The organism is Xanthomonas bonasiae (assembly GCF_017163705.1).
Taxonomy (GTDB): Bacteria; Pseudomonadota; Gammaproteobacteria; order Xanthomonadales; family Xanthomonadaceae; genus Xanthomonas_A; species Xanthomonas_A bonasiae.
The window spans coordinates 350,165-375,251 of record NZ_JAFIWB010000001.1 but is presented as its reverse complement, the minus strand read 5'-3'; the positions used below and the strand labels follow the sequence as shown (position 1 = coordinate 375,251).

General features: G+C 70.0%; 12 protein-coding genes. All 12 read left to right on the top strand.

The window, feature by feature from the left end:
• The first annotated feature begins 1 nt into the window (after position 1).
• Positions 2-1,594 (top strand): aldehyde dehydrogenase family protein, encoded by a 1,593-nt coding sequence (locus JR064_RS01510; RefSeq protein WP_206228575.1) that lies wholly within the window; start codon positions 2-4, stop codon positions 1,592-1,594.
• Positions 1,591-2,799, top strand: coding sequence for a M24 family metallopeptidase (locus tag JR064_RS01505; protein WP_206228574.1), 1,209 nt, complete (start codon positions 1,591-1,593; stop codon positions 2,797-2,799). Before JR064_RS01510 ends, JR064_RS01505 begins: the two co-directional genes overlap by 4 nt.
• Positions 2,800-2,863: 64 nt before the next feature.
• Complete coding sequence (locus tag JR064_RS01500) at positions 2,864-4,693, top strand: DUF885 domain-containing protein (protein ID WP_206228573.1); 1,830 nt, start codon at positions 2,864-2,866, stop codon at positions 4,691-4,693.
• The gene (locus JR064_RS01495) at positions 4,690-6,516 is read left to right on the top strand and encodes a DUF885 domain-containing protein (protein ID WP_191824681.1); all 1,827 of its coding nucleotides are present in this window, start codon (positions 4,690-4,692) and stop codon (positions 6,514-6,516) included. The genes JR064_RS01500 and JR064_RS01495 overlap by 4 nt, the downstream gene beginning before the upstream one ends.
• Positions 6,517-6,706: 190 nt before the next feature.
• Complete coding sequence (locus JR064_RS01490) at positions 6,707-8,278, top strand: APC family permease (RefSeq protein ID WP_179563886.1); 1,572 nt, start codon at positions 6,707-6,709, stop codon at positions 8,276-8,278.
• 114 nt (positions 8,279-8,392) lie between these two features.
• Positions 8,393-10,723 carry a S9 family peptidase gene (locus JR064_RS01485; RefSeq protein WP_206228572.1) on the top strand — a complete coding sequence of 777 codons (2,331 nt, stop codon included), beginning with the start codon at positions 8,393-8,395 and terminating at the stop codon, positions 10,721-10,723.
• Between the two features lie 134 nt (positions 10,724-10,857).
• Positions 10,858-12,411 carry a DUF5597 domain-containing protein gene (locus JR064_RS01480; protein ID WP_241092794.1) on the top strand — a complete coding sequence of 518 codons (1,554 nt, stop codon included), beginning with the start codon at positions 10,858-10,860 and terminating at the stop codon, positions 12,409-12,411.
• Between the two features lie 40 nt (positions 12,412-12,451).
• Entirely contained in the window at positions 12,452-12,760 is a 309-nt protein-coding gene (locus JR064_RS01475) for a flagellar basal body rod C-terminal domain-containing protein (protein ID WP_191824678.1), read from the top strand.
• 702 nt (positions 12,761-13,462) lie between these two features.
• A complete protein-coding gene (locus tag JR064_RS01470; protein WP_206228570.1) occupies positions 13,463-15,832 on the top strand; it encodes a glucosidase family protein in 2,370 nt (789 codons plus the stop codon).
• A gap of 314 nt (positions 15,833-16,146) precedes the next feature.
• A complete protein-coding gene (locus JR064_RS01465) occupies positions 16,147-18,981 on the top strand; it encodes a TonB-dependent receptor domain-containing protein (RefSeq protein WP_179563891.1) in 2,835 nt (944 codons plus the stop codon).
• Positions 18,978-23,315 (top strand): Ig-like domain-containing protein, encoded by a 4,338-nt coding sequence (locus tag JR064_RS01460; protein WP_206228569.1) that lies wholly within the window; start codon positions 18,978-18,980, stop codon positions 23,313-23,315. The genes JR064_RS01465 and JR064_RS01460 overlap by 4 nt, the downstream gene beginning before the upstream one ends.
• Positions 23,312-24,892: a family 43 glycosylhydrolase gene (locus JR064_RS01455; RefSeq protein ID WP_206228568.1), complete on the top strand. Its 1,581-nt coding sequence runs from the start codon at positions 23,312-23,314 to the stop codon at positions 24,890-24,892. The genes JR064_RS01460 and JR064_RS01455 overlap by 4 nt, the downstream gene beginning before the upstream one ends.
• The last annotated feature ends 195 nt before the right edge of the window (positions 24,893-25,087 follow it).

Below are 25,087 nucleotides of genomic sequence, written 5' to 3'. Positions count from 1 at the left end.
GATGAGCATGCAGCCGCTGTTGCTTGCCGGCCATTGGCAGCCGTCGCTGGAAGCGCGCGGCAGCTTCCGCGCCGAGGACCCGCGCGACGGGAACGCGTTCGGACCGGAGTTCCCGGTCAGCGGCGCCGCCGATCTGGAAGCGGCGCTGAGCGCGGCGGTGCTGGTCGCCGACGCGCTGGCCGCGGCGGCGCCCGAACGCATCGCCGGGTTCCTCGACAGCTACGCCGCGGCGATCGATGCCGACTTGGAGCAGTTGGTCGCGCTGGCGCATGCCGAGACCGGCTTGCCGGTCGAACCGCGCCTGGCCAAGGTGGAGTTGCCGCGCGCCAGCGGGCAGCTGCGCCAGGCCGCGCAGGCGGTGCGCCGCCATAGCTGGACGCAGCCGGTGATCGATACCGCCGCCGGCCTGCGCGCGCAGCTGGGGCCGCTGCACAAGCCGGTGCTGGTGTTCGGCCCGAACAATTTTCCGTTCGCGTTCAACGCGGTGGCCGGCAGCGATTTCGCCTCGGCCATCGCCGCACGCAATCCGGTCATCGCCAAGGCGCATCCGTCGCATCCGGCCACCAGCCAGCGCCTGGCGCAGCTCGCGCACCAGGCCCTGCTGGACAACGGCCTGCCGGCCGCGGCGGTGCAGTTGCTGTACCACTTCGACAACACGCTGGGCCTGGAACTGGCCGGCGATCCGCGATTGGGCGCGATCGGTTTCACCGGCAGCCGTGCCGGCGGACTGGCGCTGAAGGCCGCGGCCGACCGTGCCGGGGTGCCGGCCTACGTCGAGCTGTCCAGCGTCAATCCGGTGTTCCTGCTGCCGGGCGTGCTGGCCGAGCGCGGTACCGCGCTGGCACAGGAATTCTTCGCCTCGTGCACGATGGGCAGCGGCCAGTTCTGCACCAATCCCGGCATCGTGGTGGTGCCCGAGGGCGAGGACGGCGATGCGTTCGTCGCCGCGGCCAGCGCGCACTTCGCCGGTGCCGCGCCGAGCCTGCTGTTCTCGCGCGGCGTGCTCGAGCACTTGCAGCGCGGCGTGGCCACGCTGCGCAATGCCGGCGCCGCGGTGCTGGCCGGCGGCGAAGCCGCGCCGGAGCCGGGCTATCGGCATGCGCCGACCTTGCTGGCGGTTTCGGCGCAGGCTTTCCTGCAACAGCCCGAGGCGCTGCAGACCGAGGCGTTCGGTCCGGTCAGCCTGGTGGTGCGTGTCGACGGCCTGGCGCAGATGACCGCGCTGGCGCACAGCCTGGAGGGCAACCTCACCGGGACGCTCTACCGTGCGGCCGACGGCAGCGACGACGTGCTGTTCGCCGCGATTGCCGCCGCGCTGCGGCCGCGGGTGGGACGCCTGATCTGCAACAAGATGCCGACCGGCGTGGCGGTCAGTGCGGCGATGAATCACGGCGGTCCGTACCCGAGCACCGGCCATCCGGGCTTCACCGCGGTCGGCATGCCGGCCGCGATCCGCCGCTTCGCCGCGCTGCACAGCTACGACGGCCTGCCCGATGCGCTGTTGCCGGAACTGCTGCGCGACCGCAATCCCGGCGGCGTGCAGCGGCTGATCGACGGCCAGTGGAGCGTCGCCGACGTGGAGCGCGCGGCATGAGCGCCACCGCGCAGATCGGCGGGCTGAGCCTGGCCATGGCGCATGCGCAGCTGGCGCCATGGCCGGCGCAGGCGCCGCCGATCCAGCCGCAGGAATATCAACAGCGGCTGGCGCGGGCGCGCGAACTGCTGCGCGCGCAGGGCGCCGATGCGCTGCTGATCGGCGCCGGCGCCTCGCTGCGCTATTTCACCGGCGTGCCGTGGGGCGCCAGCGAGCGGCTGGTGGCGATGCTGCTGACCGCCGAAGGCGATCCGCTGCTGATCTGCCCGGCGTTCGAGGAAGGCTCGCTGGACGCGGTGCTGCGCATCCCGGTGCGCAAGCGGCTGTGGGAAGAGCACGAGGATCCGCATGCGCTGGTCGCCGAGGCGCTGAGCGAACTCGGCGCGCAGGCGCTGGCGCTGGATCCGGGCATCGCCTTCGCCGTGCACAGCGGGTTGAGCGCGGTGCTGGACCGGATCGCGATCCGCGACGCGACGCCGATCGTCGATGGTTGCCGCATGCGCAAGTCGGCGGCGGAACTGGCGCTGATGCAGCAGGCCTGCGACATGACCCTGCAGGTGCAGCGGCTGGCCGCCGGCCTGATCCACGAAGGCATCACCACCGCCGAACTGGTGCGCTTCATCGACCAGGCGCACCGTGCGCTCGGCGCCGACAACGGCTCCACCTTTTGCATCGTGCAGTTCGGCCATGCCACCGCCTACCCGCACGGCATTCCCGGCGTGCAGGCGCTGCGTCCGGGCGAGCTGGTGCTGATCGACACCGGCTGCACCGTGCATGGCTACCACTCCGACATCACCCGCACCTACATCTTCGGCGAACCGAGCGAGAAGCAGCGGCGCATCTGGCAGCTGGAGCACGATGCGCAGGCGGCCGCGTTCGCCGCGGTGCGTCCGGGCGTGAGCTGCGCGGCGGTGGACCAGGCGGCGCGCGAGGTGCTGCAGGCGGCCGGCCTGGGCCCGGACTATCGCCTGCCGGGATTGCCGCACCGCACCGGCCATGGCTGCGGCATGAGCATCCACGAGGCGCCGTACCTGGTGCGCGGCAATGCGTTGCCGCTGGCGCCCGGCATGTGCTGCAGCAACGAGCCGATGATCGTGGTGCCGGGCGAGTTCGGCGTGCGCCTGGAGGACCATTTCTACGTCACCGAACACGGCGCGCAGTGGTTCACGCCGCCGTCGCCGGCGATCGATCGGCCGTTCGCCTGATGCAGGCGGCGGCCGCCGGCACGGTGCCGCCGCAGAGGTTCCATTCGCTTACCGGAGTCCGTCGATGAGATTCGCCCGCCTGTTGCTTCCCTGCGCGCTGGCCGCGGCGTTGCTGGCCGCCTGCCAGCCGGCCACGCCGCCCACCTCGCCGCAGCCGGCGGCCGCGGCGGGTACACCGGCGCAACAGCCGGGCCAGGCCTTCGCCGCCTTGCTCGACGCGCAGTGGCAGTACCAGCTCGAGCACCATCCGGAGTTCGCCAGCATCATCGGCGACACCCGCTACAACGACCGCTGGAGCGATTACTCGCCGGCGGCGTTGCAGGCCGAACGACAGGCCACCGCGGATTTCCTGAAGCGTTTCGAGGCGATCGACGGCAAGGCGCTGTCGGCGCAGGACCAGCTGAGCCTGCAGATGATGCTGCGCCAGTTGCGCGACCGGCTGGAAGCGATCGCGCTGAAGAACGACGAGATGCCGCTGGAGCCGGTCGGCGGCATCCAGCTGGCGCTGCCGGGTTACGCGCAGGCGTTCCCGTTCGCCAGCGTCAAGGACTACGAGGACTACATCAAGCGCCTGCAGGCGATCCCGGCCTTGCTCGACCAGGTCGTGGCGCTGTCGCGCGCCGGCGCCAAGGACGGGCTGGTGCAGCCGAAATACCTGCTCGAACGGATCCCGGCGCAGGTGCGCGCGATCGCCGCGCCGGCCGGCGCCGACAGCCCGTTCGCGTTGCCGCTGAAGAGCTTCCCCGACGCGGTGCCGGCGGCCGAGCGCGCGCGCCTGCGCGAGGCGATGCTCGTGGCAATCGACCAGCAGGTGCGTCCGGCCTACGCCAAGCTGGCCGATTTCGTCGCCGACGAATACGCGCCGCAGGGCCGCGCGCAGGAAGGACTGTGGTCGCTGCCCGATGGCGAGCGCCGCTACCGCTATGCGATCCACACCCAGACCACCACCGACAAGTCGCCCGAGCAGATCCACCAGATCGGCCTGGCCGAAGTGGCGCGCATCGAAGGCGAGATGAGCGCCATCGCCAAGCAGCTCGGCTATGCCGACCTGCCTGCGCTGCGCAAGGCGGTGGCCCGCGACCGCAGGTTCTTCGCCAGTTCGCGCGAACAGATCCTGCAGCGCTACCGCGACGACATCGCGCAGATGCAGCCGCAGCTGCCCAAGCTGTTCGGCACCTTGCCGAAGACGCCGCTGGAAGTGCGTGCGATGGCCGAGTTCCGCAGCACCGCACCGGGCGCCGAGTACTGGCAGAGCGACGCGCAAGGCAGCAAGCCGGCGCTGGTGATGGTCAATACCAGCGACTACGCGCAGCGCACCCTGGTCAACATCGAGGCCACCGCGTATCACGAAGGCGTGCCCGGCCATCACCTGCAGATCTCGCTCGCGCAGAGCCTGCCGCTGCCGCCGTTCCGCCAGCAATCCAGCTACAACGCCTACGTCGAAGGCTGGGCGCTGTATGCGGAGCGCCTGGGCAAGGACGTGGGCTTCTACCAGGATCCGTACAGCGACTACGGCCGCCTGGCCGGCGAACTGCTGCGCGCCAACCGCCTGGTGCTGGACACCGGCGTGCACTACAAGCGCTGGACCCGGCAGCAGATGATCGATTTCTTCCACGCGCATCCGTCCGACGACGAGCCCAGCATCCAGGCCGAGACCGACCGCTACATCGTGTGGCCGGGCCAGGCGCTGGGCTACAAGCTCGGCGAGCTGGACATCCTGGCGCTGCGCGAGAAGGCCAAGCGCGAACTCGGCGCACGCTTCGACATCCGCGCCTTCCACGACCAGATCCTCGGCGGCGGCGCGATGCCGCTGGACCTGCTCGACGCCCGCATCGACGCCTGGATCGCGCAGGCCAAGGCCGGCGCGGCCGCCACTTCGGAGAAAGCGCAATGAGCCTGAATTCCCGACTTCGCGCACCGCTGTTGCTGGCGATCGTCTGTGCGCTCGCAGGGCAGGGCGTCGCCGCTGCCGCAGAACCCGCGCCACCCGCCGCGGCCACGGCGAGCAGCGACGCCGGCACGCGTTTCAAGGCGCTGTACCTGCGCGAGTGGAAATGGCGCCAGGAGCAGTCCGCCGGCGCCGACGACGAAGACAGCCAGGGAGCGGCAGCGGATCACTTGCCCAAGGTCGATCTGGCCACGCAGAACCTGCGCACCGCGTACTGGCAGCAGGTGCTGCGCGAGCTGGATGCGATCGACCAGGCGCAGCTGTCGGCGCAGGACCGGGTCAACTACCAGGTCTACCGCCAGCAGATCGCGGTGTTCCTGGACCAGCAGCATTTCCGTGCCTGGGAGATGCCGTTCAACAGCGATACCGCGTTCTGGAGCAATCTGGGCTTCAGCGCCCGCGCCACGCTGCGCACCCGCGACGACTACCAGCGCTACCTGAAGATCCTCGCCGACATTCCGCGCTACTTCGACGAGCAGATCGTCAACATGCGCGCCGGCCTGGCGCGCGGTTTCAGCCAGCCGAAGGTGACGCTGACCGGCCGCGACCAGTCGATCGCCGACGTGGCCAACGCCAGCGGCGAGGCCAACCTGTTCTACACCCCGTTCAAGCAGATGCCGGCCAGCATCCCGGCCGACGTGCAGGCGCAGCTGCGGCAGCAGGCGCTGGACGCCATCGCGCACAGCGTGGTGCCGGCCTATACCGACCTGCTGCGCTTCATGCGCGAGGAGTACCAGCCGAAGGCGCGCAGCACGCTCGCCGGCGAGGCGTTGCCCGATGGCAAGGACTACTACCGCGCGCAGATCCGCGAGTTCACCACGCTGGACCTGTCGCCCGAGCAGATCCACCAGATCGGGCTGCGCGAAGTGGCCAAGCTGCGCAAGGACATGGACCAGACCATCGTCGCCAGCGGCTTCGTCGCACCGAAGGGGCAGCCGACCTTCCCGGCGTTCCTGAAATTCCTGCGCACCGATCCGCAGTTCTATCCGAAGACGCCGGAGGAACTGCTCAAGCAGGCGGCGTGGATCTCCAAGCGCGTGGACGCCAAGGTCGGTGACTACATCGGCCGCCTGCCGCGGCAGCGCTTCGCGATCGAGCCGGTGCCGCCGGACCTGGCGCCGTTCTACACCGGCGGCCGCGGCGGCCCGGGCATCTACCTGGTCAACACCTACGACCTGCCGTCGCGTCCGCTGTACAACCTGACCGCGCTGACCCTGCACGAATCCTCGCCTGGCCACGCGCTGCAGATGCCGCTGGCGGCCGAACAGCAGGGCTTGCCGGACTTCCGCCGCTACGGCTACATCTCCGCCTACGGCGAAGGCTGGGCGCTGTATTCGGAATACCTGGGGCAGGAGATGGGGATGTACGACACCCCGTACGACCGCTTCGGCTACCTGACCTACCAGATGTGGCGCGCCTGCCGGCTGGTGATCGACACCGGCATCCACCACAAGGGCTGGACCCGCGAACAGGCGCAGGCCTACCTGCGCGACAACACCGCGCTGAGCGAGCACGAGGTCACCACCGAGGTCGACCGCTACATCGCCTGGCCGGGGCAGGCGCTGTCGTACTACCTGGGCGAACTGAAGATCATCGAGTTGCGGCGCAAGGCCGAAGCCGCGCTCGGCGAGAAGTTCGACATCCGCGCCTTCCACGACGCGATCCTGGAAACCGGCTCGGTGCCGCTGCCGGTGCTGGAGCAGCGCATCGACCGTTTCATCGCCGAGGGTGGCAAGTCGCCGTGGGCGCAGGAGGCGCCAAAGCAGTAGGCACGCTGAAGCCCCTCTCCCCCCGGGAGAGGGGTTGGGGTGAGGGGACGGCGCGAAGCTTCATGCAGTCGAAACGGCGCGAGGCTTCGGCCGTACCCTCATCCGCCCCTTCGGGGCACCTTCTCCCGAGGGGAGAAGGGACAACTGCAGGTAGTTAGGAATCGGTTACAACCTTTCCAGCGGGGGCACCATGACCACACAAGGCAAGTTCCACAAGCGTCTGAGCCTGACCGACCTGACCTTCATCGGGCTCGGTTCGATCTTCGGCTCCGGTTGGCTGTTCTCGGCCAGCCATGTGTCGGCCATCGCCGGCCCGGCCGGCATCGTGTCGTGGATCGCCGGCGGCGTGGCGGTGCTGCTGCTGGGCCTGGTGTATTGCGAACTGGGCGCGGCGCTGCCGCGCGCCGGCGGCGTGGTGCGCTACCCGGAGTACTCGCACGGCGCGCTGCTCGGCTGGCTGATGGGCTTCATCACCCTGATCGCGTTTTCCAGCCTGATCGCGATCGAGGTCGAAGCCGCACGCCAGTACGCCGCGGCCTGGTTCCCGTCGTTGAACCAGGCCGGCAGCACCCATCCCAGCGTGGCGGGTTGGCTGCTGCAGTTGGCGCTGCTGGTGGCGTTCTTCCTGCTCAACTACTTCAGCGTCAAGACCTTCGCCACCGCCAACAACATCGTCAGCGTGTTCAAGTTCCTGGTGCCGGTGCTGGTGATCGTGCTGCTGATGGCCCACTTCAATCCGCAGAACCTGCACGTGCAGGGCTTCGCGCCATCCGGCGCGGCCGGCGTGGAGGCGGCGATCTCGGCCGGCGGCATCATCTTCGCCTACCTCGGCTTGACCCCGATCGTGTCGGTGGCCAGCGAGGTGCGCGATCCGCAGCGCAACATCCCGATCGCGCTGATCCTGTCGGTGGCGCTGTCCACGGTGATCTACGTGCTGCTGCAGCTGGCGTTCCTGGGCAGCGTGCCGTCGACGTACCTGGCGCAGGGCTGGGGCGGCATCGACAAGGCGTTCGCGCTGCCGTACCACGACATCGCGCTGGCCCTGGGCATGGGCTGGCTGGCGGCGCTGGTGATCTGCGATGCGATGATCTCGCCCAGCGGCACCGGCAACATCTACATGAACGCCACGCCGCGCGTGGTCTACGGCTGGGCGCGCAGCGGCGGCTTCCTGTCGGTGCTGACCCGGGTCGACGCCAAGTCCGGCATCCCGCGTCCGGCGCTGTGGCTGAGCCTGGCGCTGTCGGTGTTCTGGACCCTGCCGTTCCCGTCGTGGGAGACGCTGATCCAGGTGGTGTCGGCGGCGCTGGTGCTGAGCTATGCGGTGGCGCCGGTGACCGTGGCCGCGCTGCGCCGCAGCGCGCCGCAACTGCCGCGGCCGTTCCTGTTGCGCGGCTTCGCCGTGCTCGGGCCGCTGTCGTTCATCGTCGCCGCGCTGATCGTCTACTGGTCCACCTGGAACACGCTGTCGTGGCTGCTCGGCCTGCAGGTCGCGATGTTCGCGCTGTACGTGCTGTATCGGCTGCCCAGCGCGGCCGGGCGCGCGCAGCTGTGGCGGCAGGTGCGCGGCGCGTTGTGGCTGATCGGGTTCTTCGTGCTGGTGCTGCTGGTGTCCTACCTGGGCACCTTCGGCGGCACCGGCCAGATCGCGCATCCCTGGGACACGCTGAGCGTGGCGGTGATCGCGTTCGGCTGCTACCACTGGGGCGCGCGCACCGGGTTGCGCAGCGACGAGCTGGCGCTGGAAGAGGACGACGGCGAATAGGTTGCTCGCTTTTTGTAGGAGCGGCTTCAGCCGCGACAGGGGCTCTGCAGCATCCTGTCGCGGCTGAAGCCGCTCCTACAGAAGGGCATGGAATTCAGGGGATATCGGAACGCAATGAACAGATTCGCTGCATCGATCGTGCTGGCTGCGGTGTCTTTCGCCGGCCACGCCCAGGCCGCGCCCAGCGCCGCCGACTACCAGCGCTCGCTCGGCCTGCGCGAGGCGTGGATGACGCTGACCGAAAACGTGACCTGGCCGGCGCAATGGCGCGACGACGGCACGTTCTATTACCGCAAGACGGTGCCCGGCGGCTTCGCCTTCGTGCTCGAGGACGTGGCCGGCCAGCGCAAGCAGCCGGCGTTCGATGCGCTGCGGCTGGCGCGCGGGCTCAGCGTCGCGGCCGGGACCGAGTACCCGGCGCTGCGGTTGCCGTTCGAGCGCTTCAGTTATGCGGCCGATGCCGGCCGCGACAACGCCGCGATCGTGTTCCAGATCGACTACGTGCCGTGGCGCTGCACGCTCGCCGACTATGTCTGCGCGCGCGCCGATACCGGTCCGCAGCCGCGGCCGCGCGGCTTCGGCGTGGTCCGCGATCCGGCGGTGGCCGCGGACAACACGCCGCGGCGTTCGCCAGACGGGCGCTGGGACGCGTTGGCCGACGGCCACGATGTGGTGCTGCGCAGCGTCGCCGACGGCCACGTGCTGCGCTTGAGCGAGGACGGCCGCGCCGACGATTTCTACGATCCGGAAACGCTGGCCTGGTCGCCGGATTCGCAGCGGCTTGCGGTGTACAAGGTGCATCCTGGTTTCGCGAGGCGGGTGACGCGAGTGGAGGCGGCGCCGCCCGGCGGCGGCCAGCCGCGCGTGCGCACCCAGCTGTATCCCAAGCCCGGCGACGCGGTGGATATCGAGCGGCCGGTGCTGTTCGATCTCGCCGGCGTGTCCGCAGGCGCCGGCGCGCGGCGCCTCGCCATCGACGATGCGCTGTTCGCCAATCCGTACCAACTGTCGCCGATCCAGTGGCGCACCGACGGCCGCAGCTTCGTGTTCGACTACGTGCAGCGCGGTTTCCAGCGCATGCGCGCGATCGCGGTGGACGCGGCCAGCGGCCGCGCGCGCGTGGCGGTGGGCGAGGACGCCACGACCTTCGTCTACGCCGATCGCAGCTACCGTCACGACGTGGACGGGCTCGGCAAGGAGATCCTGTGGATCTCCGAACGCGACGGCTGGCGTCATCTCTATCTGTTCGATGGCGAAACCGGCAAGGTCAAGACGCAGATCACCAAGGGCGCCTGGATCGTGCGCGACGTGCTGCGCGTGGACGACGCGCAGCGCCGCATCTGGTTCTCCGCCAGCGGCATGGATGCGGGCAAGGACCCGTACTACCGGCAGCTGTTCGCGGTCGATTTCGACGGCCGCCACCTGACCCGGCTGACCACTGCCGACGCCGACCACGACGTGGCCATCGCCGACGACGGCCGCCACTACGTGGACACCTATTCGCGCCCGGACCTGCCGCCGGTGATGGAGCTGCACGCCATAGATGGCACGCTGCTGCAGGTGGTGGAGCGCGGCGACATCGGCAAGCTGCAGGCCGCCGGCTGGCGCGCGCCGCAGACCTTCGTGGCCAAGGGCCGCGACGGCCGCACCGACATCTGGGGCATGGTGGTGCGCCCGCGCGACTACGATCCGCGCAAGACATACCCGGTGATCGAGAACATCTACGCCGGCCCGCACGACAGCTTCGTGCCCAAGACCTTCTGGCCGTTCGGCTACCACTCCGGCGGCGACAAGCAGATCGGCATGCAGGCGCAGGCCGACCTGGGCTTCATCGTGGTGATGATCGACGGCATGGGCACCGCCAACCGTTCCAAGGCGTTCCACGACGTGGCCTGGAAGAACCTCGGCGATTCCGGGTTCCCCGACCGCATCGCCTGGCACAAGGCGCTGGCGGCCAAGGATCCGTCCTACGACATCAGCCGGGTCGGTATCTACGGCGCCTCGGCCGGCGGGCAGAGCACGCTGGGCGCGCTGGAACGGCATCCGGACTTCTACAAGGTGGGCGTGGCGTTCGCCGGCTGCTACGACAACCGCATGGACAAGATCAGCTGGAACGAGCAGTGGATGGGCTGGCCGGTGGACGCCAGCTATGCCGCCGCCTCCGGCGTGGACAACGCGGGCAAGCTGCGCGGCGAATTGCTGATGATCGTTGGCGAGCAGGACAGCAACGTCGATCCAGCCTCGACCGCGCAGGTGGTGGATGCGCTGATCAAGGCCGGCAAGGATTTCGACCTGTTGAACGTGCCCGGCGGCGAACATTCGGTCGGCCGCTCCACTGGTCCGATCGACTACGTGCAGCGGCGCCAGTACGACTTCTTCGTGCACCATCTGCTGGGCGCGCAGACGCCGCGCTGGAATGCCATTTCCAGGGGAGACGCGCAATGACCGACCGCCATCCGCACTTCCCTGTAGGAGCGGCTTCCGCCGCGACCGATATTTCCGAAGCCAGAATCCGTTCGGCCCCGGTGTCGCGGCTGACGCCGCTCCTACACAAAGCGTCGTCAGTCGTCCGCTACGCCATGCTGGCCATGCTGCTGCCGCTGCTCGCCCACGCCGAAGACATGCCGCGCTACGTCAGCCGCGACGGCCACCACGCGCTGTTCGTCGACGGCGCGCCGTACAGCATCATGGCCGCGCAGTTGCACAACTCCAGCGCCTGGCCGCAGGTGTTGCCGCAGGCGCTGGACGCGGTGCAGGCGCTGCATGCCAATACGGTCGAAGCGCCGGTGTACTGGGAACAGTTCGAGCCTGAGCCGGGCCGCTACGACTACCGCAACGTCGATGCGCTGGTCGAGCAGAGCCGCGCGCGCGGGCTGCGTCTGATCGTGCTGTGGTTCGGCACCTGGAAGAACGGGCAGATGCACTACGTGCCGGAATGGATCAAGCGCGATCCGGCCACGTATCCGCGCATGCGCGACGCCAAGGGCGAGCCGGTGGATGTGCTGTCGCCGCATGCGCCGGCCAATGTGCAGGCCGACGCGCGCGCCTTCGCCGCGCTTATGCAGCACCTGCGCAAGATCGACGCCGGCCGCTACACGGTGATCGCGGTGCAGGTGCAGAACGAACCCGGCGCGATCGGCACCGTGCGCGACCACGGCGCCGCCGGCGAGCGCGCGTTCGATGCCGCGGTGCCGGCGGAAGTGCTGCAGCGGCTGGGCAAGCCGGCCGGCACCTGGACCCAGGTGTTCGGCCGCGACGCCGAGGAAATGTTCAGCGCCTGGAGCAACGCCAGCTACATCCAGCAGGTCGCCGCCGCCGGCAAGGCCGCGTATCCGCTGCCGCTGTACGTGAATACCTGGCTGCGCTACAAGGGCCGCACCAAGCCGGGCGAGGAATATCCGGCCGGCGGCGCCACCTGGAACGTGTTCGACCTGTGGCGCCTGGCCACGCCGGCGATCGACTTCATCGGCACCGACATCTACACCAGCGACTACGACGAATACACCAAGGTGGTCGGCCAGTACGCGCGCGCCGACAACCCGGCCTGGGTCTCGGAGACCGGCTTCGAGGCGGCGACCGCGCCGTACCACTTCCACGTGCTCGGCCGCGGCGGCATCGGCTTTTCGGTGTTCGGCATCGACGGCAACGAGGACACGCCTGAGAACCAGGCCGCGATCGCCGCGCATGCGGCCGGCTTCGGCCTGCTCGCGCCATTGCAGCGCGAACTGGCCGCCGGCGCGTTCGCCGGCACCTTGCAGGCGGCGGTGGAGAAGGCCGGGGTGCCGAAACAGAGCCTGCGCTTCGGGCCGTGGCAGGCGCAGGTGTCGTTCGGCGCGCCGGGCTGGGGCGAGGCGCCGGCGATCCTGCCCGGTACGCCGCAGCACGATGGCCGCGCGCTGGTGCAGGAACTGCAGCCGAACGTGTTCCTGGTCACAGGTTTCAATTCCCGCGTTGAATTTGTGCGCGACCGTGCCGATGGCAAGTACGGGCAACTGCTGCGCGTGGAGCAGGGCCGCTACGTCGATGGGCAGTGGCGGTTCGTGCGCCTGTTGAACGGCGACGAGACCGACTACGGGCTCAACTTCCGGCGTGCCGATCCCTACGTGCTGCGGGTGACCGTGGGAACCTACTGACCTTGCGGCCGCAACCCGGCCGCCCGACGAGCAAACGCGCATGAGTTCCATCGCCTCGGTGTCCTCGATCGCCCTGTCCGGCATGCGCGCCGCCGCCTCCGGCCTGCAGGCGCGCGCGAACAATGTCGCCAACGCCGCCACCGAAGGTTTCCAGCGCCAGGTGACGGCCAACCAGGAAGCACCCGGCGGCGGCGTGAGCGTCCAGGTCCGGGCGGCGGGCGGCGAGGGCAGCGACCTGGTCGACGACATGGTCGGCGGGCTGTCCGCACGCAACGATTTCCAGGCCAATGCGCGGGTGCTGCGCGCGGCCGACGACACCATCGGCAGCCTCCTCGACATCCTGGCCTGAGGTTGCACCGCTCTCCTTCTCGCTGCGGGACCATGGCTCCCTTCTTTGGGGAAGGTGCCCCGCGGGGGCGGATGAGGGGACGAGCGTCGCCTCGTGTACCCAACTCCGCGAGACGCTGCGCGCCGGACCCTCACCCCAACCCCTCTCCCGGTGGGAGAGGGGCTAGCGGCCGTTCCTTCTCCCACCGGGACCATGGCCCCCTTTTCGGGGGAAGGTGCCCCGCAGGGGCGGATGAGGGTACGTGCGCAGTCTCGCGCACCCAACTCCGCGAGACGCTGCCCGCCGGACCCTCACCCCAACCCCTCTCCCGGTGGGAGAGGGGCTAGCGGCCGTTCCTTCTCCCATCGGGAGAAGGTGCCCCGCAGGGGCGGATGAGGGTACGTGCGCAGCCTCGTGCACCCAACTCCGCGAGACGCTGCGCGCCGGGCCCTCACCCCAACCCCTCTCCCGGCGGGAGAGGGGCTAGTCGGCTGTTCCTTCTCCCTTCGGAAGAAGGTGCCCCGCAGGGGCGGATGAGGGGACGTGCGCAGCCTCGTGCCCCTGCTCCTGTGCAACCCACCAGAGCAAGCACAAAGCCCAGCGCAGCTCCTGCACCCCACCCAGCGCTATGCAATTTTCCGCACCGATCCTCGACACAGCGCACAAGACGTCGCCGCACCTGCGGCGCACGATGATGCGCTATTGCTCATCGGGGGACGGTACATGGATCGGAGAGATTTCCTGCGTCAGGGGCTGGCGGTCGGCGCGGTGGCCGGTGTCGAAGCGCTCGCCGGCGGCATCGCCGCGCCCGCGAATGCAGCGCCCGCCGCGGCGCCAGCACCGGCCCTGCCACGCCTGCAGCCGCTGGCCGCCGATGCGCTCGCCGGCCACACCCTGCAATGCCGCTTCACCGAGGCCGGCGCGCAGTGGCAGGTGTACGAAGACCTGCGCAGCGCCGATGGCGACCTGACCCTGCTCGGCCCCGGCGGCGCGCTGGTGCTGGGCAAGCGCACCGAAGCGGTCTACCCCAGCGCGCAGGCGCCGTATTTCGGCATGAAGCTGGCCGACGTGGCGCTGGCCGAAGCCGACCTGCTCGCCGACCGCCTGCTGCGCGACGGCGATCCGCGCATGGACGAAGTGCGCGACGCGGCGCCGCCGCCGGCCTCGCAACTGGATCCCAAGGACTACAACGGGCGCCTGCCGTGGACCACCTTCGTCGGCACCCGCGAATGCGCCGACACCATGCCCGTGTATCCGGACGGCCGCACCCGCGCCTATCGCGCGCTGCACGCCTTTCCCGAACTGGGCAAGGCCGAACTGGTCGCACGCCGCCACGAAGGCCTGATCGGCGGCTGGATGCCGGCGGTGCGCAAGGTGGTGCCGGCCGGCGAGGGCCGCTACTACGATGTGCTGCTGTTCGCCGACGTGCTCGCCACCGATCGCTTCATCGTGCAGACCTGGCACCGCAGCGCGCTGGTCGAGCACGGCCAGGTGACCAAGGTGGTGTACGGCTACAGCTATCCCGACTATCCGCCGCGGCGCGGTCCGCGCAGCGCCGAGGACTTCTACCGCGGCCTGCTCGCCTTCGCCGGCTACTGGCAGGGCCTGCTCGCCGACACCGTGCAGGCGCAACTGCCCGATGCCAGCTGGAGCGACATGGCGCGCTTCGCCTTCGCCCGCGAACTGGTGGTGCGCCCCGGCGGCACCTATCCGAAGTACGGCGCGGTCGATCGCGACTACTACGGCAACGAATACGACGGCTTCCAGGACACCTTCACCAGCTCGCTGTACGCGAATCTGGAATGGGGCCGCTTCGCCCAGGCCGGCGCGGTGCTGGACGGCTACTTCAGCGACTTCGTGCAGGACGACGGCATGGTCAACATGCGCGGCGCGGAGACCGGCCAGTTCGGCCTGACCCTGTCGCTGCTGGCGCGCTACCTGCGCTACACCGGCGATGCGGCGCTGCTGCGCAAGCACCGCGGCAAGATCGAAGCGACGGTGCAGATCCTGCTGGAACTGCACGACGCCAGCCTGAAGCTGCCGGCCAAGGCGCCCGGGCACGGCCTGATCCATGGCTGGAACGAATCCGACGCCTGCCTGTTCCCGGACCCGACCCTGTGGTGGAAGCCGTACTACGCCAACAGCGCGCTGGCGATCCGCGGTTGGCAGGACATCGCCGCGGTGTGGACCACGATCGCCGGGCCGGGCGCGCAGGCCGCCGCGGCGCAGTGGCGGCGGCGCGCGCAACAACTGACCGCGCAGCTGCACACGACCCTGCGCGCCAATATCCGCCGCGACCTCAAGCCGGCCTACATCGGCCCGCTGCCGGGAGTGAAGCTGACCTTCCGCCAGTCGCTGCAGCAGGAGAGCCCCAGCGAGCAGGGCTGGCCGCACCGCGCCTACGCCGAACTGCTGCAGGCCGACGTGCTGCCCGACGAGCTCGCGCACCTGGTCGTCGATTGCGTGCGCGGCCACGGCGGCACCAGCCTGGGCGTGGTCGGCAACATCGCCCCGCCCACCCCGGAAGGGCGCGACCTGCTCGGCTTCATCTCCTACGGCTACGCGCAGCAGCTGTTGCGCCTGGACCGGATCGAGGAATACCTGCTGTTCCTGTACGCGCACCGCTACCACGTGCACACGCGCGGCAGCTGGACCGCGGGCGAGGTCAGCGGCATCACCGGCGGCATGCCGCTGTTCTGCATCCCGGCGCAGATGACCATCCCGCTGCTGCTGCGCTGGATGCTGGTGTTCGAGGACAGCGCCGGCGAGGAACTGTTCCTGGCGCGCGCGCTGCCGCGCGCGTGGCTGGGCAGCGGCGAGCCGATCGCGATCCAGGCCGCACCGACCCGCTGGGGCGCGGTGTCGTTGAGCCTGCGCGGCGATCCGGCGCGCAAGCGCATCGACGGCACGCTGAGGTTGCCTGCGCAGGCACCGACACGCACCTGGCTGACCCTGCGCGTGCCGGCCGGCACGCAGGTGCGCGAGGTGCTGATCGACGGCCGCGCGGTGGCGCTGTCCGGGCCGCGCAACGAGCGCGTGCAGGTGCCCGCCGGCGCGGCGCGGGAAATGACGATTTCGGCCGCCTACGGCTGAGTGGCGAAAAAGTCGGAAATGTCCCGTTGCGCGTCGCGCAATGCGATATTCCGCACGTTTAACCGATAAATACGACAAGACGACGCCATCACGGTACGCGCACATTGTGTCCGTGCAATGAAGTCTCCGGGGGAGATTCCTGCACGATGCAGCGCCGCACGCAGCGGCGACGGCGGCAGCTCGCGCTGCCGCCGCGCCTTGCACACGACGCCCTGTTCCGTCCCGCCAACGACCGCTGGCGATGGGGATGGCAGCCCGGGGAAGGGCATGCCGGCCCTGCCGATCGCCATGCGTCGCCGCCCAGGAGAATCCCGATGTCGTCTTTGTCTGAACGCGCTGCGCCGCTTTTCCCGTCTTCGTGGCGCCGCGCGCAGCGGCCGGGCCCGCTGGCAGCGGCGATCTGCACCGCACTGGCGCTGGCCGCGACCGCGCCGGCCGCACTGGCGCAGGACGCCACGGCCGACAACGCGGCCGCCACCACGCTGGAAAAGGTCACGGTGACCGGCAGCCATATCCGCCGCGTCGATGCGGAAACCGCCAGCCCGGTGATCACCATCGACCGGCAGCGGATCGAGGACAGCGGCCAGGACACGCTCGGCCAGCTGCTGCAGCAGCTGCCGGCGATGGCCGGCAACATGCCCAACATCTCGCTCAATTCCGGTTTCAGCCACGGCCGCGCGCTGGTCTCGCTGCGCAACCTCGGCGCCGAGCGCACCCTGGTGCTGGTCAACGGCCACCGCATGGCCGGGCCGGCCAGCAGCGTGTCCGCCGCGCCCGGCGTGGACATCAACGCGATCCCGGCGGCGATGGTGGAGCGCATCGAGGTGCTGACCGACGGCGCGTCCTCGGTGTACGGCTCCGACGCCATCGCCGGCGTGGTCAACATCATCCTCAAGGACAAGTACGACGGCGCCGCGGCGACCGTCGACTACGGCCAGAGCACGCACGGCGACGGCAACCGCCGTTCGGTGGGCGTGGAGTGGGGCAAGACCTGGGAGCGCGGCGGGCTGATCCTGGGCCTGAGCCGCAGCTCGATGAACGCGCTGTACGACGAGGACCGCAGCTATGCCAAGACTGCGGTGAACTATCTCAACGGCCAGGTGGTGGAGCGCCGCGGCAACGGCACCCGCGCCTTCCTCAGCGACGGCAGCGTGCTGACCCCGAACAGCGGACTGGCGCCAGGTGCGGTCGATGCCAGCGACTTCCACACCTATAGCCAGGCGGTCGAAGGCTATAACTCCTATTACGGCCAGTACCTGATCACCCCGGTGCAGCGCACCAACTTCTCCGCCCACGCCAGCTTCGACTTCACCCCGAACGTGCAGGGCTACCTGGACATGTTCTGGACCCGCAGCGAGACCACCTCGCAGCTGACCGCCTATGGCCTGGAGCTGCCCAACGCCTCGCAGAACTACTACAACCCGTTCGGCAGCCAGCTGTCGCGCTACCTGCTGCGCTCGGAGGCGGCCAACACCCGCGTCTACACCTCGACCATGTACCAGACCAACATCGTGGCCGGGCTGCGCGGCAAGTTCGCCGACACCAGCTGGCAGTGGGACGCGGCGGCCGGCTATGCGCGCTACAAGGACACCCTCGTGCGCAACGGCTTCTCGATCACCTCGGCGCTGAACAACGCGGTCGGCGCCTCGTTCCTGGACAGCGACGGCGTGGTCAAGTGCGGCACGCCGGGCAACGTGATCTCCGGCTGTACCCCGATCAACGTGTTCAATCCGGACGATCCGGCGACCATCGCCGGGATCAAGGCCACCCAGAGCGCGGTCGACCTGATCGACGAGAGCACGATGAAGTTCGCCGAGGCCAGCGTCAACGGCGACCTGTTCGCGATGCCGGCGGGGATGGTGCAGGCCGCGTTCGGGCTGTCGTTCCGCAAGAACGGGTTCTCGCAGGGCACCAGCAATCCGGTCGCCGCCGCCGATGCCGAAGGCAACTGCGACTACAACGACGGCTGCATCATGAACCAGGGCCACGAGGAGACGATCAAGGAAGCCTACGCCGAGGTGCTGATCCCGCTGCTCAAGGACGTGCCCGGCGCGCAGGCGCTGAACCTCAACCTGGGCACGCGCTATTCCAAGTACGACTACTGGGGCAACACCACCAACAGCAAGGTCGCGCTGGAATGGCGGCCGATCGACAACCTGCTGATCCGCGCCACCGGCTCGGAGGTGTTCCGCGCGCCGGCGCTGGGCGACCTGTACGGCTCGCCGTACAACTCGGTGGTGGACAGCACCGGCGACTATACCGATCCGTGCAACGGCTACACCGGCGGCGGCAACGCCGCGGCCTGCGCCAACGTGCCGACCAACGGCAGCTTCGTCAACACGTCCTCGTTCACCGTGCTGACCACCGGCTCGGCCAATGCCGGCTTCGCGATCAAGCCCGAGCAGGGCCGCTCCTACAACGTCGGCGCGGTCTACGATCCGGGCTGGGCGGACGGCCTGTCGCTGAACCTGGACAGCTGGCGGGTCACCCTCGACGACATGATCAACGGCGTCGGCCTGGATCAGGTGCTGCAGAACTGCTACGACGGCCAGAGCGCCTACTGTCCGTTGATCCAGCGCAACGCCAGCGGGCAACTGGTCAGCGTCACCGTGCCGTTCGCGATCAACAGCGGCAAGGTCGATATCCGCGGCTACGACATCGGCATCAAGTACGCGTTGCGCGACACCGCCTGGGGCAACTTCCAGGCCGGCGTGGATGCCACGTTCCTGTCCAGCTACAAATTCAGCGGCGACGACCACAACTACGTCGGCGAGATGTCCAGCTACGGCAACATGCCGCGCTGGCGCGCCAGCTTCAACCTGGGCTGGGACAACGGGCCGTGGCACGCCAGCTGGAACACGCGCCTGCTCGGCCCGACCACGGTCGGCAGCGCCTACGAGGACTTCTGCGTGAACACCGCCGCCGACGGCAGCTGCGTCTACTTCAAGGTCGGCACGGTGACCTACCACGACGTCTCGCTGAGCCGGAAATTCGAGAGCCTGCACACCACGCTCTCGGCCGGCGCCAACAACGTCGGCAACCGCAAGCCGCCGCAGTACTACGGCTATGCGAGCGCGGCCAATACCGACGCGTTCACCTACGACACGCTGGGACGCTACTTCTGGGCCCGGCTCAGGACCGAGTTTTGAGGTTGCCGGCAGGCGGTGTGGCCGCGGCATGGCGGCGGCCGCGCGCCGCCGCCGCGTTGCGCGCGGTGCTGCTGGGCGCGGCGTGCGGCGCGGTGGCGGCCAGCGCCGTCGCCGCGGCGGATGGCGAAGCGTTGCAGGCCAGCAACGCCGCGCTGGGCTATCCGCGCTTCAAGGGCACGCCGACGCCGATTCCGGACAGCGGCGTGGCCTTCGCGCCGGGCGGGCAGCTGCAGCGGGTGTTCGCCGCCGATCTGGCGGCCGGCGCCGGCAATGCGCCGGGCAGGGATTTCTGGATCGACCGCATGCTCGCGCGCAGCGGCACCGGCGGCGGCTTCGACGACGACAACAACTGGCTGTTCAGCCGCGGCCGCGCCGCGTACATGTACACCCACCAGCCGCAGCAGCCGGGTTTCGTCGGCGATGTCGCCTATGCGCACAAGACCGGCCACGATGCGCTGTTCCGGCTGCAGGCGGAGATCGACGGCAAGCGGCTGCACCTGGTCGAGGACAGCGCGCAGCGGCGGCAGACACCGAGCTATTTCAGCAGCGTCTATGCCGATGCGGGCGCCAGCGTGCAGCTGCGACTGGTCAAGTTCATCAGCGAGCAGAACGTGGCCGTGGCCGAGGCCACGCTGTCCAGCAGCGACGGCGTGGCGCGCACGCTGACCCTGCGCGCGATCTCGCCGATGGCCACGCATGCCGACGGCGCCGAGCTCACCGGCGCATTCGCCACCCACAATGCGATCACCACGGTATTCCCGCGCCTGTCCGGCGACGGCTTCGCGGTCGAGGGCGGTTCCATCGCGCGCCGCGTGGCGCTGCCGGCGAGCGGCGAAGCGGCCACGCTGAAGGTGCAGCTCGGGCTGGTCACGCGCGAACTGCCGGCGTCGTTGCAGGAGTATCGGCGCATCGCGGCGCAATCGCCGCAGCAGGCCTATACCGAGCACGTCGTCGCCTACAACCGCTGGTGGGCCGACAACCTGCCGTACCTGGACACGCCCGAGGACAACATCGACAAGACGTTGTTCTATCGCTGGTGGCTGCTGCGCTTCAATTTTCTCGATGCCGCGGTGCCCGGCAACGACTACCAGTTCCCGGTGGCGATCGAAGGCGTGCTCGGCTACGACAATGCGATCGTGCTGACCACCGGCATGTTCATCGACGACCTGAAGTACCTGCGCGATCCTAGCTACGCCTACGGCTCGTGGCTGGGCGCCGGCGAGACCGCCGGCGGCGGCAAGTACGTGGACAATCCCGGCGCGCCGGAGAACTGGTCCAATTCCTACGCCCAATACCTCAGCGCCGCCGCCTGGCGCGCCTACCAGCTGCACGGCGGGCCGCCGGCGGTGGCGGCGCAGCTGGCGCGCTACGCCAGCGCCGACGTGGACGCGCTGCTGCGCGCCTACGACCGCAACGGCAATGGCCTGATCGAGTACGACTGGGCGGCGATGACCGGCAACGACGCCGACGCGGTGTCCTTCGACTGGGCCAGGCAGCACGGCCAGATCCGCATGGACCGCAGCGAGAGCGCCTACGTCTACGCCAACGCGCTGGCCGCGGCGCAGGCCGCGCAGCTCGCCGGCGATGCGGCCACCGCGCTGCGCATGCAGGCGCTGGCGGCGAAGATCCGCAGCGCTGTGCTCGCCGTGCTGTGGCAGGACCACAGCGCGACTGCAGACGGCATGGGCCTGCACGGCGACCTGCTCAAGCAGCGCCAGGCCGATGGCGCGCGGCTACCGGTGGACTGGAAGGAGACCAACAACTACTACCCGTTCAGCGTCGGCCTGATGCCCAGGCAGGGCGATGCCGACTACGACCCGAAATACGTGCGCGCGCTGCGCCTGTTCGCCGACGCGCGGCAATACCCGATCTTCCCGTTCTACACCGCCAACCAGGCCGACCGGCAGGCACGCGGCGCCAGTGGCAGCAACAACTTCTCGGTGATCAACTCCACCGTCGCCTTCCGCCTGCTCGGCAGCGCGCTGCGCGACTATCCCAGCCCGTACCTGGACGCGGGCAGCTACCGCAAGCTGCTGTACTGGAACGCCTGGGCGCACTACATCGACGGCGACAACCGCTACCCGGACCAGAACGAGTTCTGGGCGCAGGGCAGCTCCGCCGACGGCGGCAGCATCGGCTACCGCTCGTGGATCCACCACACCCAGCTCGGCGCGACCAACTTCACCGTGATCGAGGACGCGATGGGCCTGCGTCCGCGCAGCGACGCCAGGATCGAGCTGTATCCGATCGACATCGGCTGGGACCATTTCGCCGCCGACGCGGTGCGCTACCGGAATCGCGACCTGTCCATCGTCTGGGACCGCGACGGTCGCCACTACGGCGGCGCGGTGCCCAAGGGCTATTCCCTGTATCTGGACGGGAAGCTGGCGTTCACCGTCGATCGCCTGGCGCATGTGCTCTACGACCCGGCCAGCGGCCGTGTGCAGGCGCTGCCGGATGCGGTCAATGCGGACGCCGCGCAGCTGCGTGTGGTCAGTTCCAGGTCCATCGCCTTGCAGACACCGGCGCAGGTGCGCTTCGCCGCCGATGCGCGCATCACCGCGGTGCTGGCCGACGCCGGCGTGGACACCACGCTGCCGGCGACTGCGCGCAACCTCGCGCAGGGTGCGACGGTAAGCGCCAGCTATGTCGCCGACGGCTTCCCGGCCGCCGCGGCAGTGGACGGCAGCACCGCCAACGAACCGTTCTGGGGCACGGCCGGGTCGCCGTCGCGCAGCGACTGGATCGAACTCGACCTGGGCCGGCCGCAGACGCTGGACGACGTGCGCCTGTACTTCTACCGCAGCTCCTCGCCGCCCGGCGAACAGCACGGTTTCGCCTCCGGCACCCGCGCCGGCTACGCGCCGCCGTGGCTGTACGTGCTGCAGTATTTCGACGGGCAGGCCTGGAAGACCGTGCCAGGCCAGGTGCGCGATGCGCCGATCGCGCAGGGCAATCGCAACCGCGTGCGCTTCCCCGCGCTGCGCGTGCAGCGGCTGCGCGTGCTGGTGACCCATGCGGGCACGCTGCGCACCGGGATCAAGGAAATCCAGGCCTATGCCAGCGGCGCGCGGGTGCCGGCGGCCAAGTCCAACCGGGCGCCGCAGGTCGAGGCCTGGCAGCAGGACGGCGTCGGTGGCGGCGCGCTGCGTGTCGTTGGCCGCGTCGGCGACGACGCGCTGCCGAATGGCAGCTTGGCGCTGCAGTGGCGCGTGCTGCAGGCGCCGCCGGGCGGCGCGGCGATCTTCGAAGAGCCGCAGGCGGCCAGCAGCAGCGTGCGCTTCACCGCGCCCGGCGCCTACACGCTGCGCTTGCAGGCCGACGATGGCGCGTTGCAAGGCCATGCCGACGTGGCCGTGGTCGCCGCGCCGACGCCGGTCGGGCAGGGCCTGGAAGTGCAGGGCGACGCCGAGGCCAGCGCGCAGGTCACCGCCGGCCACCACCGGTTGCAGGCGCTCAACGACGGGCTGCTGCCGGCGCCGGATCAAGCGCCGTCCGCGGATCGCCGCTGGGGCAGCTGGGGCCGCGCGCAACCGACTTCGGTGTGGGTGCAGTACCAATGGCGGCAACCGCAGCGCTTGAACGGCGCCGCAGTCTACTTCTGGGACGACCAGCCCGACGGCGGCGTGGCGCCGCCGCGCGCGTGGAAGCTGCAATACCGCGAGGGCGAGCAGTGGCGCGACATCGCGGTGCGCGGCGGCTATCCGGTCGCCGCGCGCGGCGAAGCGAGCCGCGTGGCGTTCGCACCGGTCACCACCACCGCGTTGCGCGCGGTGCTGGACACCGCGGCACAGGGCGACGGCCATGCCGCGGTCGGTATCGACGAATGGCAGGTCTTCGCCGAGCGCGCCGACACGGTCGAGCCGATCGACGTGCGGGTGGCGCCGGGCGAGACGCCGGCGCTGCCGCAGCGCATCGCCGCTTACTTCGCCGACGGCAGCTGGGACTGGTTGGGCGTGCGCTGGCCGCAACTCGACGCGGCGGCGCTGGCCAGCGAAGGCCGCGTGCAGCTGCAGGGCCTGGCCGACGGCGGCCTGCCGGTCAGCGCCAGCATCTGGGTGCGCGCCACCGCGCCGGGCCAGATCAACACGGTGCAGGCGCCGCCGCCGCTGCACGTGCGTGCCGGGCAGATGCCGGCGCTGCCGGCGTTCGTCGGCGTGCAGTACAACGACGGCTCGCGCGAACGGGTGCCGGTGCAGTGGCCGCCGTTGGTGCCGGCCGCGTATGCGGCGCCGGGCACGTCCAGCATCGTCGGCAGCGCGCAGGGGCGCGGCGGCAGCGGGCAGTTGCCGGTGCGGCTGCAGATCGTGGTCGATGCGGCGGTGGTGCCATGAGCCTGCGCCGTGCCGCGCGTATCGGCGCCTGCCTGCTGCTGGCGCTTGCCGTTGCCGCGGCGCAGGCGGCACCGTTGCGCGCGCGCAGCGTGCACAGCGCCGGCAATCCGATCCTGGCCGACGGCCATGACTATTCCGCCGATCCGGCGCCGCTGGTCGCCGACGGCAAGCTGTACATCATCGCCGGCCGCGACGAGGCGCCGCCCGACGTCAACGACTTCGTGATCCAGCGCTGGCAAATGCTGGCGACCGACAATGTCGGCAGCGGCAACTGGACCCACTATCCCTCGTTGCTGCGTCCGGAGCAGGTCTTCGCCTGGGCCGCCGCGGGCCGCGCCTATGCCGCGCAGATCGTGCAGGGGCCGGACCGGCGCTACTACCTGTACGCGCCGGTGGAGGAAAAGCGCTCGCCCAACGCCGATCCGTTCGCGATCGGCGTGGCGGTCGCCGACAGCCCGCTGGGGCCGTGGCGCGACGCGCACCCGCAAGGGCCGATCCTGTCGCAGTCGCTGCCGGTCAGGAACACGATCCAGAACATCGATCCGACCGTGCTGGTCGACGACGACGGCCGCGTATACCTGTACTGGGGCACCTTCGGCAAGCTGTTCGGCATCGAGCTGGAACGCGACATGGTCACGCCCAAGGGCGCGGCGGTGGCGGTGACCACGCTGGACGGCTATTTCGAGGCGCCGTGGCTGTTCAAGCGCAACGGCACCTACTACATGGCCTACGCCGGCAACCGCGCCGGACCGGACTCGGATTGCACCCCGACGCTGTATCACGCCTGCATCGCCTACGGCAGCGCGCCGTCGCCGCTGGGGCCGTGGACCTACCGCGGGGTGATCCTGCCGCCGGTGTCCTCCACCACCTCGCATTCGGGCATCGTGCGATTCAAGGGCCAGTGGTATCTGGTCTATCACACCGCCGATGCGAAGGGCGGCGGCCACTTCCGCCGCAGCGTGGCGATCGACCGGCTGGACTGGGACGACACGCAACAGCCGGCACGCATTCGCCCGGTGCTGGCCACGCGCGCGCCGCAGCCGCCACAGCCGGTGCAGCGCAACGTCGCCCGCTACGCATCCGCCAGCGCTTCCAACGGCCCGGACATCCCGCACCAGTACTGGATCGCCGCGCTCAACGACGGCGTGGTCAAGCGCAATCCGTTGCCGCCGCAGATGTGGGGCAGCTGGACCGCGCACAATCCGCCGCAGCAGTGGATCCAGTACAGCTGGGCGCAACCGGTAACGCTGCAGCGCAGCCGCATCGTGTTCTGGGCCGACCATCCGCCCGGCGCGAACGAGGGCGTGGCGCCGCCGGCGCGCTGGCATCTGGAATACCGCAAGGACGGGCAGTGGCTGCCGTTGGCGCAGGCCGCAAACAGTCCGGTCGCGGGCCGGGTGCAGACGCTGCGTTTCGCGCCGGTGACCACGCGCTGCGTGCGCGCGGTGTTCGACGCCTCCGGCGGCGACGGCGGCTATGCCGCGCTGGCGGTGCAGGAATGGGAAATGTGGGCCATGCGCGCGCAGCGCCTGGCCCAGGCCGGCGTTGTGGATGCGCAGCGCTGCGACACGCCATGACCGGCACGGGGCAACACCGCATCGGAACGCCGCGACCGGCTCGGTTTGCGGATGGCGCCAGGCCGGAAGCGGCGCCTTGCCGTGTGCCGACCACCGCGCACGACGGCGCGGGAACGGGGCGCGCCACGCGCCAGCCGCCGCCACCGTTTGCAATGCATCTGCAGATTTCCGTGTCAAAGGCGCTGCTTTTGCACA